Genomic DNA, 12,847 nt, shown 5'->3' with positions numbered 1-12,847 from the left:
TCATGTTTGGTGCATCCCGTCATATCAGCAAAACCCTTGGCCGGTTCCGCAATGACCAGTCCGGCGCGGCGTTGGTCGAGTTTGCGATCCTTTTGCCAATCCTGTTGGTGACATTTGCCCTGATCGTCGAGGGGGGCCGGATATTCTGGTCTTATCAAAATGCAATCACGGGGGTTCGGGACACTGCCCGTTATGTTGGCCGGATCGCCCCGTCCGATATGTGCACTGCCTCGCCAAGCGCTGCAATCGGCGATTTCCAGGCCGCTGTCTCAAACACTCTGACATCGCTTTCGACAACTGACATTGCCGTCGGCCTGGATTCTCTGTCCCTCGAATGCGTCGGGCTTACAGGTGAATACCGTGTTTCGCCCACGCCAGTCGCCGTCCTGACCGCGTCACTTACAATTTCTAATCTGCCGTTCACGCCCCTGTTCCAACTGGTAGGAGGCTCGGCAACGGCGCAGATCCAAACCACGATCACAGATCGCAGCCGGGTGTTTGGACCATGACCCACTGCATTCGCAAAATAACCCGCGGAATGTCGCGATTTGTCCGTCAGGAAGATGGGTCGACGGTCACCGAGCTTGCCTTTGTCCTGCCGTTGTTCCTTTTGATTTTCCTGGGTCTGATTGATTTCGGCAGATTGGCCTTCCACTATGTGGCGGCTGAAAAAACAGCACAGGTCGCCGCTCGGATGGCGGCCGTGATGCCACCCGCATGTGGCGGTGTGCCGACAACCAACGCCCGGGGAACCTATACCGATATCACCGGCCCGCGGTTCGGAACCAATTGCAGTTTCGCCGCTGGCGTCTGCGTCGAACCGGCAGCCACCGTATGCACCGGTGCGGCCCCCGCGAATGCAGCTGCCCAGACCACCGTGACCGACATCTGGAACATGCTTCAGTTTGCCGTTCCCAACGATCCCACCGCAACTTTCGACGAAAGCAACATCACGTTCACCTACGATTTCGACCCGGAAATGAATTTCCTGGGTGGCCCTTATGTGCCGATGGTCACAGTGACGATCGAAGAACTTCCGTTCCGGTTCGTCTCTCCGTTGGGTTCGATCGCAGCGCTGGTTTTGGGCGGCTCAACGCCAGAAACCGATGCGCTGACCACCGCGACAACGGGTTTCAAAATATTTTCCGACTTTAGCGCAACCCTTCCTGGCGAAGACCTCGCCAGCGGAGTCAACGGTTAAATTTCTAATCATGGGAGCTGAAGAATGACGCAAAAATCATTAGCCCTAATCTCTGACAATGAGGCGATTAAGAATTCAGTCGCCCAGGCCGTCGACCGGTTCGATGATCTTTCGCTAGAGACACATTCCGGGACCTTGTCTTCGGTAAATGGTCGCGCCTGTGATCTGATGGGTAAAAATGACCTGCTGGTGTTCAGCTTTTCAGGCGAATTGGAACTGGAAACTGTCAGCGATCTTCGTCGTGGCTCCGGTTCGCGCGGCACCTTGCTGGCACTTAGCGACCGGGACATCTCATTGACCGAAGCGCGTGCGCTGAGCAAATCGGGTGTGGATGAGATTCTGCCCTATCCCATCGGGCAGGACGAACTGGCCGACCAGATTCAACGTCTGACGGTTGACAAGTCCTTGCTGCCGACAATTTACTCGCCGCAACCGCAGCGGCTGGGACAGATCATTAGCGTATGCCCGGCCCGTGGTGGCATAGGCGCGTCGACGCTGTCCATCAACCTGGCCGACCAGTTGCAGGGTTATTCCGGCATCTTCCGGAAAAAGACGCAAAACAAGGTCGCCGTCGTAGATCTAGATTTGCAATTCGGCACGGTCGCGACGTCCTTGGACTTGCAGCCTTCTTCCGGGCTTTTGAGAATGGCCCAGGATGGGGTCATGCCGGACCGGACGTTCCTTCAGCAATCTCTGGTGCAACATGCGTCCGGTTTAGAAGTCCTGAGCGCGCCCGAGGAATTCATTCCACTGGATGTTCTGACACGCGAACAGGTCAGCGCGTTGATCGAGACTCTGCGACTGGAATTCGACTTTGTCGTCATTGATCTGCCACGTGTACTGGTCGATTGGCTGGGCGCAGTTGTGACCGCGTCCGACCGGATGCTGATGGTGGGCGACAGCTCGGTCTCTTCGGTGCGTCAAGCCTGCCGTTTGATCGAATTCTTCACAAAAGAGCGGCTCGAACCTCCGGTTGAGATCGTCATCAGCCAGGAAACGAAACCGACATTCCGGTCAAGCCAACATGTCGAAGCCCAAAAGGCGCTGGAACGCGAATTGCGCTTTTGGCTGCCTAGCGACGCGCGCCACGCAAAGCAGGCGCTGGATCGGGGTCAGCTCTTGTCGCAGGCCTCAGGCAACTGTGCCTTGTCCAAGGCGATCCGCACAATGGGCCGGAAAATCATGAATGAAACCATGGTCGGCAAAACCGACCTGAGAAACAACGCTGCCTAATTGGAGTCAAAGGGATGTTTGAAAAGTTTACACGCGCTGGGCGAACCAATGAGGCCGAAGTTATCCATCTGAACCAGCATGCTGATCGACTGGCCGAGGACATTCAGCCAGACACCACAGCAGAAGATACCGAACTCGCGGACTGGCTTGAGCTAAAAAGCACTTTGCACGAGGCTTTGCTGGAACGGCTGAACCTTTCGGTGATCGAAAAGGTTGAAAAGGACGTGCTGCGGCGCGAAGTCGCCGGGGTTGTTGGTGGCGCTCTGTCACAAACCGGCAGGCCGCTGAATACCGAAGACTTCAACCGCATCGTCGAAGAACTCTTGGACGAAATTCTGGGTTTTGGCCCATTGGAGCCATTGCTGGCCGATCCAACGATCAACGACATTCTGGTTAATGGTTATCAGACGGTCTATGTCGAACGCTCTGGTCTGCTGGAGCGCGTGCCGGTGCGGTTCCGCGATGAAAAACACCTGCTGCGGGTTATCGACAAGATCGTCAGCAAGATCGGGCGGCGCGTCGATGAACGCCAACCTTGGGTGGATGCCCGGCTGGAAGATGGCAGCCGTGTCAACGCAATCATCCGCCCCTGTTCTATTGATGGCCCCAGCGTTTCAATCCGTAAATTCGCGCAGTCGAAGCTGACGATGGAAAAGCTGGTCGCAAATGGCGCTCTGAATGATGCCGCCGCGCGGTTCCTGCAATCGCTGGTCTATGCGCGCTTGAACGTTCTGATCGCCGGCGGGACGGGGTCGGGTAAGACAACGATGTTGAACGCCCTGTCTTCGTATATCGACCATGGCGAACGTGTCGTCACCATCGAAGACGCCGCAGAACTGCAACTCCAGCAGGAGCATGTCGTCCGCCTGGAAACACGCCCGCCGTCCCCGTCCGGCGACGGCCAGGTTATTCAGCGCGATCTGGTGCGCAACGCGCTGCGTATGCGTCCTGACAGGATCATTGTCGGCGAGGTTCGCGGAGCGGAAACATTCGACATGCTTCAGGCCATGAATACGGGTCATGATGGCTCGATGACAACTGTACATGCGAACTCGGCGCGCGATTCATTGGGTCGCCTAGAACAGATGGTCACGATGACGGGTATCGAATTTCCCACCGCAGCCATTCGATCCCAGATTGCGTCGGGGCTGCACTTCATTGTGCATCTGTCGCGGTTGGCGGATGGTTCGCGCCGCGTCACCAGCATCTCGGAAATTACCGGAATGGAAGGTGAGATCATCACCATGCAGGACATCTTCGTGTTCCAGAAAAAGGGGCGCGCGGAAAACGGCGAAGTGCTTGGTCAGTTTGTTCCCACCGGGATTCGCCCGAAATGCTATGATTTGCTGACAGCTGCTGGTGTCGATCTCGAACCCGAGATTTTCCGAGTATCAGGAGGCTGAGGCATGACCAGTATCAACACCGCAGAACTTCTTAACTATCTGACGCTGGCTTGCGTCTTCGTCGGAATTTTCATGCTGATTACCGGGGTGTTCCACTTTGCCCGTCGCGGTGAAAACCATGCAGAGGCCCGCAATCGCCGGATGCGCATGGTCCGGCAAGGCGTGTCCGATGAAGAACGGCTGGCCTTGCTGCTTCCTGAGACCCAGACAGGCTTTTTTGCGAAAATTCCGTTTTTTGGGAATTTGCCGGATACATTGATTCAGGCGGGACTGCATGTTTCAGCAAAGAATTTCGTGCTGCTTTGCCTGTTTGGTACTCTGGCGATCGCTACCGCCGGTATGATGTTCCTACCGCCTTGGCAAGCGGCTCCGATTGCGCTCATCCTGGGTGTAGTTTTGCCTGCTTTGATCGTGAAATCTCGGCAGGCTGAACGCCAAAAAGCTTTGACTAGTCAGTTGCCCGATGCGCTAGAGCTGATGGCGCGCGGCCTGAGAATTGGCCATCCGGTCAACACCTCGATCAAAGCCGTCGCGGACGAGATGCAAGATCCGATAGGGTCCGAGTTTGGTATCATCTTCGACCAGATCAGCTTTGGTGATGAGCTTCCCGACGCGGTTCAGGACTTTGCAGACCGGGTCGGCTCGGAAGATGCACAATACCTGGCGGCGAGCATGGCGATCCAACACGGTACCGGTGGCGATCTGGAGCGGATCGTGTCCGTTCTGGCCACTGTTGTCAGACGGCGCATCGCGTTGCGCGCGCGGATCAAGGCCATTTCCGCAGAAGGACGGCTTTCCGGGTTTCTTCTGTCGATCATTCCGCTGGTGATCATGGGGTTAATGTCGATCAACGCGCCGGGATATTACACCGATGTCAGCGACGATCCCGCATTCATTAAACTTGCAGTGCTGGTTGTCGTTCTGATGGTCTCGAACGTCATCATCCTGCACAAACTCGTTAATTTCCGTATCTGAGGACAGTTTCATGGAAAATATTCTGGAAATCATTTCGCTTCGTTTCGGTTTGCCAGCCGAAACAATTCTGCTGACCGTCTTTGGCCTTGGCGTTTTGCTGGTGTTCGTTGCCGTAACCTCGGCGTTGAGCCGCCGCCATCCAGCGGCCGTCCGCATCGCCAATCTGCGCGCCCAAAGGTATGAAGCCCGCAATGACCGTGGACTGTTGCGGGAGACTCTCGTCACCCCTAAAGGTCTTTTTAAGGCCGCACTGCCCAGTAGGGAGGCTGAGCGGCGCAAGATCGAGGATCAGCTGATTCAGGCCGGGCTGACTGGTCGGAATGCCTTGCGTATCTACACACTAACGCGGGTTTGGCTTGGAATTTTCGTGCCTATGATTGTGGGTCTGCTCATCGTTGCCTCAAGAACGCCTGGCATCCCCGTTCCCAGCGCGATTACTGGCATTTTTGAATCCATCAGCAAAGCCAACGCTATTCAGCTTATTGGTTTGCTGACGGCGGTCGGATATTTTGTTCCCGCAGCCTGGTTGAAGCATCGCCGCAAAGAGCGTCAGCAACGTATCCGTGACGCATTTCCGAACGCCCTCGACCTGTTGCAGATATCACTTCATGCCGGTCTGGGCTTTGATGCCGCCATGACCCGGGTCGGGAACGAGCTGGCGCTGGCCTCCCCTGATCTGGCGTTTGAGTTTCTGAACACCCAGCACGAGATTCAGGCCGGGCGTCCCCGCGCAACTGCGCTGTCTGACATGGCGCGGCGTACAGGGGTTGATGAAATCCAGTCTTTTGCCACTGTTGTCCAGCAATCCATACGCTACGGGACCAGTATGTCCGAAGCTCTGACCACCTATGCGTCTGAAATGCGGGACTCACGCGAAACACGGGCACAGGAACTGGCAAACCAGCTACCGGTAAAGATGTCCGCTGTTCTGGCCGCGCTGATGCTGCCGACGCTGATCATCATTACCGCCGCACCTTCGATGATTCGATACTTCCGGGGCTTTGGGGCGTAGAATTCCCGGCCGTATCCACCGTAATCGCGTGTTCGGGCAGGTCATGTTTCCAAAACGAGGACAAAACGGGCGTCTAGTTTCGGCAGATTTTGCCCAGTTTAGAGAGAAAAGAGTAAGCTTTTAGGTAGTTAAGTGGAGTCCGGCCACACAAAAAATCGCGACGCAATCGACGGGTGGGGGTGTTTGTCGAAAGGAGTGATCGGGTTTCGGTCAATGTTAAACGGTATGAATAGTTTGTTTTCGGCGCATCGTTTCGCGCCCGGTGCAATGGCACCAACGTCAGAACTTCTTAAAGTCGTAGCTGTCCTTTGCCAGGCGACTCAGGGGAAAGTCCCACTGCTAAATGCACTGCGCGAAACAGCTCGCGCAATTGATGCGGAAGTCGTTTCAATCAGCCGGGTGGACCTGCAAGGCAATCAGAATTCGGCAAAAGTGCTGAGCTACGACGCCAATCACAAGACGCCGGACAGTTTCAGCGGTTTCGACTTCTGCATCGCGCCTGCCATCTACGGCAACAACATGAGCCGGGCCAAACTGGGGTCGGCTTGGTTCGGCAAGCTCGATGACCTTTCTGAATACGAACATCTATCAGAGTTCTATGAGTTCCGCAGATTTTACGAGTCCGTATCCATTTTGCTGGAAAGGCAAAATGGTGTCGCCGACTTTCTGGAATTGCATTTTAGCCACCCCATCTCTTCGGCTGTGGTTGATATACTGAGCGTTCTGGGCCCTGTTCTGTCGGATTGCTGGAAGAAAAGATCTCTTGGTCGGTTTTCCGAAGCGAAGCAGAAAAACACGCGCCGAAAGCTTATCAAGAAAGAACCAAAAAGCATTTTGTCTATGGACAACCCTTGTCGGCTGAGCCGCTCGGAATATCGGGTTTGCGTTTTATTGGCGCGGGGATTGAACAACAACGCCTTGTTGTCCGAGTTGTCGATTTCAATTTCGACACTGCGTACGCATCTTCGCAATATCTACGTCAAAACAGAAACGTCCTCTCAACCCGAATTGATCCATGATTTGTTGGCCCCGATGGTCAAGCGCCAATCGCTGACTGCGAGTAGCGAAAATGTCGCCTGAAGTCGCGCAGTTCGTCCCCTTGATCGTCATTACTCCGCTTTTGGCTGCAATGGCATGGAATGACCTGAAGAACCTCAGGATATCCAATAGGCTGGTGCTGATTATGCTCGCCGCTTTTGTCTTCTCCACGCCCGTGTTTCTATCCTTCCACGAGACGTTATACCGCGCGATCTTCGGCGTCGGCGTATTTGTCGTTGGTTTTCTTGGTTTCATGCTGCGCCTGTGGGGTGGAGGGGACGTAAAGGCAATCGCCGCGCTGACAATGTTTGTGCCCAGCTACTTTCTTTTGCTGTTCTTCTACACTTTCACCCTGTCCATGGTCGTGGGCATGCTGTTTGTGATCACAACCCGCTCGATAATTGGATTTCCGGAATGCCGCTGGCTCGCAATGCGACCAAAAGCCAGCTATCCGATGGGTGTATCGATAGCCATGTCGGGTGTGTTATTGCCCTTGGTTGCGATGGGTTTGGGGTAGAAATTTTAGAGTGGTCTTAGGCCTCGTAGCAAACAAAAATCGGTTGCTGGACTGCTATGGCAGAAAGGAAGCCCTTTAGGTTTTTGTCGTAGCAGGTGGCAACGCGTCTTCAGTCTTTCAACCAGCCAAACATGATCTGGTGTGGTGAGCACTACATCGCCTTATGAGCTGTGAGGAAAGTTCAATTTTTGCGGTTTTCAGGTTTTTGGCGACAACGCTTAGGCCAAATGGGTTTTGGGGTAAAACCGACAAACAGCACCGCGTTGGAGCCGAATGATCGCTTAGCAATTGGAAGGCTCTCCAATTTGCGTCTGCAAAGAATGTCCGGTTGACGCCATTGCTCCGGATGCTGGGCATCGATTCAATGGCTGCAAAGAGGCTAAATGTCGTCATTAGGTGCTTGAGTGCGAACAGCTGCTTAGTCCGCATTGCAGGCATTCTTTGAATTCTGCCGTACGTCTGCTTCGAGCCCGAAGCGGACGTCGGTTGAGGCCTAATAACCTAACCAACTTTTCAGCCTTGGTTGTTTACTGAATATCGGGGGGTATTTCCATGCCTGCCTTCTCAAGGCCGTCCATGGCAGATGCAATCAGGTCCTCAGGAAGCCCGCGTGTGCGGAACGGGAGCCGCGGATCGTCGGGGCATGGAGGCTCGATTTTCGCGATGTGGTCAAGCGTGGCCTTTCCATTCGCGGTGTCGCCTACCTTTCCGTAGGCTGCGGCTTTTGACCACTGGATAAAGCAGTGATTTGGCAACGTGATTTTCACGACCTCCGCCAGTGCCTCTGGGAATCGGTCATTACGGAAATGATCGAGGAAAAACACGAAATGCGCCCACGAGGGATACCGCGGGTTGATCTGCATCATCCGCCCCACCAGTTCCTTGCCGTGTTCAAGATCGCCTGAGTAGTACGAAAAATTGCCGAGATCGCCGATGACATCAGCGTCATTTGGGTTCAATGCCAGCGCCTTATCGGCTAGTTCCTTGAAGGCTGCGTATCCTTCTCCGCGCAACTGGCTGATCACAGCTCGCCGGTAATAAGCTTCTGCGTTGGCGTTATCGAGTTCGGTTGCACGCTTTGCCGCAGCATCCGCGCGGTCTAGAAGCGCATGTGCTTCTGTTTCAGAAAAGGCTTCGTTTTTATAAGTTTCAATCAATATGCCCGCCAGATGCGACCAAGCGGTGGCGTAGTCCGGGTCCAGTTCAACGGCCTGTTCGAGGCACGCGCGCACCCTCGATCGGTCCGAGCGTGATACGTTGATCCCATGGTAATCGTATAGCGCGACGCATTCGTATGCTGTTAGATTTTCAGTCCGTGTGGAACGAACACGTCCAGCTTCCTGTAATCTGACTACGCCCGAGCGGGTACCGACTGTCGCCACAACACCAGCTGTGATTTCGTCCAGAACATCGAAAATGTTGTCCGCGGTCAGGTCGCCGTCGTATGTCTCGGACCATACCAGCCGCGCGTCTTGCGCATCGATAAGCTGCGTAGTGACCCTCAGCTTACTGTCGGTGCGCCACAGGTTGCCCTGCAGCAAATAATTAGCACCAAGTTCTTCGAAAAGCTGCCTAGGCTCAAAATCGGTGCTTTGATATGGCCTCGTCGCATTCAGAGACAATACGAACAGGTCTGTGAACTTGGACATATCGTTTGAAATCGACTCCGAAAGACCCGTAGCCAACTGAATACTTTCTGCGTCTTCGCTAAGACTCTCGAGCGGAACAATCGCGATTTTCGGACCCGATGGCAGAGGCGGCAAAGCCTCTGTTTCGGTTGGGCGTAGCCAGGTGCTGGCAAAACCGACCGCGACCACGATCACGAAAGCGGTCGCCGCAAGCGCCATGTGCAAGTTGCGCTTGAGTTTCTTAGGGACGCGAATTTGATTGTCCGTCCAGCCATAGACTGGAACTGAAACGGTTACATTTTTAAGTTTGCGTGTGCCTCTGTCTTCGAACATCCCTTTTTGGTTTGAGGACAACTGTTGATAGGCTGTCTGCGAAATCAACACACCGCCCGGTTCGGCTTCTCCCTGCAATCGGGATGCCAAGTTCACGCCTTCGCCGTATCGGTCGTCATCTTCAACAATGACATCGCCCAAATTTACGCCGATGCGCAGCATGATCTGTCTGCTTTCGTCGTAATCCTTATTGTAGTCGCGCAACCCATTTTGAAGAGCGATGGCACAATCAACGGCATCAACGACACTGTCGAACTCGATCAGAAAACCGTCACCCATTATCTTGAAAATGCGACCTCTGTGCTCACTGACGATCAGATCAAGAAGCGAATTTCGCAGGTCTGTAAGCCGTTCATAGGTACCGGCCTCATCGTTTTCCATGAGGCGCGTGTACCCGACCACGTCTGCGGCGAGGATCGCGGCAAGGCGGCGTTCTCGGCGTTCGTCCTGCATTCATCCCCCTATGCAAGAGTCAGAATCGAGCGATTTGTTCGCCTTATGATAACCTGCAAGCCTGCATCAGGCGAATTTTCAGTTCAAACCCACTTCTGGAGCCAACCCAGTTGCAGCCGCAACTTTGCCAAAGTGGGTGACATGACAGTTTGGTCTTGTTGGCGGATCGTTGAAAGACGCTGTGCGAAACCCTTTTTCGAATGTCGGCTTGGTCCCGCGAAGCAGACGCTCCACCAAATTTGCCGACTGTCCGCTTCGAGCCGGAAGCGGTCAAGTTTGGTTGCATATTACGAGCACCATTTTGATCGGGAAACTTGGCACGCGATCCGAGGCCGGCAGAAATTTTCCTTTCTGCCTTAGATCATCTCGATGCTAGGCTCGGACAAAATTCGACTTGCTGAGAATTGAAAAACTATGACCAAACTGAATGTCACCCGTCGTACAGCAATAACCGGTCTTGGTTGCGCATCGATGATCGCGATTGCCAATGCCACATCCACCTATGCGGCCTCGTCATTGCAGGATTTTGGAAGCCAGCTCCAAACACTGCCCGAGATCACTGTCTACACAGCGCGGCGCGTCATCACCATGGAGGACAACGACCCGGCAATTAACGCAGTTGCCGTGGTCGGAGACCGTATTCTGGCCGCCGGTCCGCGTGACACACTCGTTGACCGGATTGGTTCGCAACCGTACCGGCTAGAGGATCAGTTCTCCGCAAAAGTTATTATCACGGGTTTGATCGACCAGCACGTGCATCCTTTCCTCGCCGGATTGACCCTGACCTCCGAGATAATATCGATCGAGGATTGGAACATTCCGACTGGCCTTTCGAAGGCCGCCGTCGATGAAGCGGATTATAAGTCTCGTTTGCAAGCCGCCGAAGCGGCTATGGATGATCCCGACGCCTTGCTGCTGACATGGGGGTACCATCACTTCTTTCATGGCGAGATTAGGCGTGCGCAACTCGACGAGATCAGTAGCACGCGTCCAATCATCGTAATCCACCGATCTGCGCACGAGTTTGTCCTTAACACTCCAGCATTGGAATTTCTGGGCATCACCGAGGATTTTGTTAATGGCTTTGAGGGTCTCGCCCTTGAGCAATCGAGTTTCGAGGACGGGTATTTCTTCGAGGCAGGCATGTTCGCCGTTCTTCCTGCAGTCGCTCCGGTGCTTGCTACACCAGAACGCCTGGGCGCGGGTTTGAGGCTGGCGCGCGAGTATATGCACCGGGCAGGCGTCACAGTTGCTGCGGAACCGGGTGGCGTGCTGTCCCGGCCTCTTCAAGAAGCAACAAACGCGGTCTTTTCAGGACCCGATACCCAACTTCGGACCTATTTCATACCTGACGGGAAATCCCTGGCTGCCTTGCACTTTCAAAATGGTTCGATGATTGAGGAGACCGAAAAACTGCTGGATTGGGGTGAAGGTAAGACGGCGTTCATGCCGAAGCAGGTGAAACTCTTCGCCGATGGCGCTGTTTACAGTTTGGCCATGCAGGTATCAGAGCCTTATGTGGGCGGCGATTTCCACGGCGAGTGGATCATGCAGCCGGACGAGTTCAATCCCGTATTCGACGCATATTGGGATGCAGGTTACCAAATACATGTTCATCAGACCGGCGACCTTGCCGTGGACTTGATCTTGGACGCTGTTGAGCGAAACATGCGCCGGAAGCCGCGGGCGGATCACCGTACGACATTGGTTCACTTCGGTTATGCGAGAGAAGATCAAGCAAAGCGGATCGCTGAGCTGGGCTGCATCGTCAGCGGAAATCCATACTACGTAACTGCGCTGTCAGATCGATATAGCGAGCTTGGACTGGGACCGGAACGTGCTGATGACATCGTTCCCCTTGGGCCAATTAAGGCCAACGGCATTCCGATCTCATTCCATTCCGACGTACCAATGGCTCCCGGTGAACCGCTGTTCCTAGTATGGGCTGGCGTAAACCGAACGACCTTCTCCGGCCGTGTCGCAGGCCCAGAACACCGCCTGTCGGTCGAAGACGCTTTGCGGGCTGTGACTATCGATGCAGCCCAATCCTTGCGATTGCAGGATGAGGTTGGCTCTATCGCTCCCGGCAAGTTGGCGAACTTCACCATCCTTGAAGAGGACCCATTCGAGGTGGAAGCCGACAAGATTAAAGACATCGGTATCTGGGGGACCGTACTTGAGGGTGACATTTTTCCAGTGTCAGACGACTTCGATCTCGACCGCGCTTCATTATCGCCAAACCGGGATACAATAAATCCACCAACAAAGCCGCTGTATGCGCTTGCCGATGTATCGGGCATCGCCCAGAAAGGCATGCTTGCCGGATGCTCGTGTTGCGCTTCACCCGTATCTCAGTCGTGCACGACATCTGCAGCGGGACAAATCTCTGCTGTTAGCTGTTGCGGGACCAATGCTTTGGGGTGGGCTGTCGTGTCCGAATGGGCCTCCAAAGTTTAGATTGGAGCCAAGCCAAGGATAGGTTTCGGTCGTCGGCATTGTCTGAAATGCGGTCGGTCGAACGGAATGCTCAGCACAACTGCTTCAAGTTCAAAGTAGAGTTGCAAATCTCACTCTTCGCCAGCTTGCGGCAGACGATTACCTCGCACATCGCGTGAGTGTTGAGCTTTCTACAGCCAAAGGGTTACGCTCTAAATCGGTTGCAAAGATACAAACGCCATCGCACCAAACACCAATTCGGCCATAAGATATAACAATAGAACGAGCGCAGGCATGTCATCCACTATGATGCTCAACATGCGCCACGCGGCTAGAGGCAAATTGTAACTTAAGTCTACGCGACTAGGCCATCCAGCAAGATACATCTACACTGCTGGTCAGTGTTGGTGAGAGCAACAGCAAAAAAAAAGAGGTGCACACATGTCAAACCTTACTGAGCCGGCCGAAGACCTGCCTATGTCTTTGCCCCGTAAAATTGGGCCACTACTTTGGTCGAGAGGGGGAACAAGGGATGGCTCGGAAGCGATACTCGGACGAAGACATTCTGAAGCTGCTGCGTGAGATTGAACTGAAGCTGGCAGATGGCGATGATGTTCG

Annotated in this window: 10 protein-coding genes; 9 read left to right on the top strand and 1 reads right to left on the bottom strand. The window is 54.3% G+C overall.

Features of this window, described 5'->3' with window-relative positions; genetic code table 11:
- Positions 1-2 precede the first annotated feature (2 nt).
- From GOV91_RS10215 to GOV91_RS10180, 8 genes are all read left to right on the top strand, one after another.
- Positions 3-509, top strand: a complete 507-nt coding sequence (locus GOV91_RS10215; RefSeq protein ID WP_171180509.1) for a TadE/TadG family type IV pilus assembly protein — start codon at positions 3-5, stop codon at positions 507-509.
- Positions 506-1,201 (top strand): TadE/TadG family type IV pilus assembly protein, encoded by a 696-nt coding sequence (locus tag GOV91_RS10210; RefSeq protein ID WP_209940251.1) that lies wholly within the window; start codon positions 506-508, stop codon positions 1,199-1,201. Before GOV91_RS10215 ends, GOV91_RS10210 begins: the two co-directional genes overlap by 4 nt.
- A gap of 24 nt (positions 1,202-1,225) precedes the next feature.
- Positions 1,226-2,434 carry an AAA family ATPase gene (locus GOV91_RS10205; protein WP_171235429.1) on the top strand — a complete coding sequence of 403 codons (1,209 nt, stop codon included), beginning with the start codon at positions 1,226-1,228 and terminating at the stop codon, positions 2,432-2,434.
- A gap of 14 nt (positions 2,435-2,448) precedes the next feature.
- The gene (locus GOV91_RS10200) at positions 2,449-3,837 is read left to right on the top strand and encodes a CpaF family protein (protein WP_171235428.1); all 1,389 of its coding nucleotides are present in this window, start codon (positions 2,449-2,451) and stop codon (positions 3,835-3,837) included.
- A gap of 3 nt (positions 3,838-3,840) precedes the next feature.
- Positions 3,841-4,812 (top strand): type II secretion system F family protein, encoded by a 972-nt coding sequence (locus GOV91_RS10195; protein ID WP_171235427.1) that lies wholly within the window; start codon positions 3,841-3,843, stop codon positions 4,810-4,812.
- A gap of 10 nt (positions 4,813-4,822) precedes the next feature.
- Positions 4,823-5,824, top strand: coding sequence for a type II secretion system F family protein (locus GOV91_RS10190; RefSeq protein ID WP_171235426.1), 1,002 nt, complete (start codon positions 4,823-4,825; stop codon positions 5,822-5,824).
- A gap of 225 nt (positions 5,825-6,049) precedes the next feature.
- Entirely contained in the window at positions 6,050-6,904 is an 855-nt protein-coding gene (locus GOV91_RS10185; RefSeq protein ID WP_171235425.1) for a LuxR family transcriptional regulator, read from the top strand.
- Positions 6,894-7,379 (top strand): prepilin peptidase, encoded by a 486-nt coding sequence (locus GOV91_RS10180; protein WP_171235424.1) that lies wholly within the window; start codon positions 6,894-6,896, stop codon positions 7,377-7,379. The genes GOV91_RS10185 and GOV91_RS10180 overlap by 11 nt, the downstream gene beginning before the upstream one ends.
- A gap of 527 nt (positions 7,380-7,906) precedes the next feature.
- Here GOV91_RS10180 and GOV91_RS10175 read toward each other — a convergent pair.
- Positions 7,907-9,721 carry an adenylate/guanylate cyclase domain-containing protein gene (locus tag GOV91_RS10175; protein ID WP_254440654.1) on the bottom strand — a complete coding sequence of 605 codons (1,815 nt, stop codon included), beginning with the start codon at positions 9,719-9,721 and terminating at the stop codon, positions 7,907-7,909.
- Between the two features lie 486 nt (positions 9,722-10,207).
- Here GOV91_RS10175 and GOV91_RS10170 point away from each other — a divergent pair, with 486 nt between their 5' ends.
- A complete protein-coding gene (locus GOV91_RS10170) occupies positions 10,208-12,250 on the top strand; it encodes an amidohydrolase (protein ID WP_254440646.1) in 2,043 nt (680 codons plus the stop codon).
- Positions 12,251-12,847: the final 597 nt, after the last annotated feature.

Origin of the sequence: Ruegeria sp. HKCCA6837, from assembly GCF_013034475.1 — a bacterium.
Taxonomy (GTDB): domain Bacteria; phylum Pseudomonadota; class Alphaproteobacteria; order Rhodobacterales; family Rhodobacteraceae; genus Ruegeria.
The sequence above is the reverse complement of the archived record's forward strand: the minus strand, read 5'-3'. Positions and strand labels throughout refer to the sequence as shown.

Bases quoted from the DNA above. Each gene is read 5' to 3' on its own strand.
- GOV91_RS10170 (WP_254440646.1), top strand. From the start codon at position 10,208: ATGACCAAACTGAATGTCACCCGTCGTACAGCAATAACCGGTCTTGGT.
- GOV91_RS10175 (WP_254440654.1), bottom strand. From the start codon at position 9,721: ATGGAAAACGATGAGGCCGGTACCTATGAACGGCTTACAGACCTGCGA.
- GOV91_RS10195 (WP_171235427.1), top strand. From the start codon at position 3,841: ATGACCAGTATCAACACCGCAGAACTTCTTAACTATCTGACGCTGGCT.
- GOV91_RS10185 (WP_171235425.1), top strand. From the start codon at position 6,050: ATGAATAGTTTGTTTTCGGCGCATCGTTTCGCGCCCGGTGCAATGGCA.
- GOV91_RS10215 (WP_171180509.1), top strand. From the start codon at position 3: ATGTTTGGTGCATCCCGTCATATCAGCAAAACCCTTGGCCGGTTCCGC.
- GOV91_RS10200 (WP_171235428.1), top strand. From the start codon at position 2,449: ATGTTTGAAAAGTTTACACGCGCTGGGCGAACCAATGAGGCCGAAGTT.
- GOV91_RS10190 (WP_171235426.1), top strand. From the start codon at position 4,823: ATGGAAAATATTCTGGAAATCATTTCGCTTCGTTTCGGTTTGCCAGCC.
- GOV91_RS10210 (WP_209940251.1), top strand. From the start codon at position 506: ATGACCCACTGCATTCGCAAAATAACCCGCGGAATGTCGCGATTTGTC.
- GOV91_RS10180 (WP_171235424.1), top strand. From the start codon at position 6,894: ATGTCGCCTGAAGTCGCGCAGTTCGTCCCCTTGATCGTCATTACTCCG.
- GOV91_RS10205 (WP_171235429.1), top strand. From the start codon at position 1,226: ATGACGCAAAAATCATTAGCCCTAATCTCTGACAATGAGGCGATTAAG.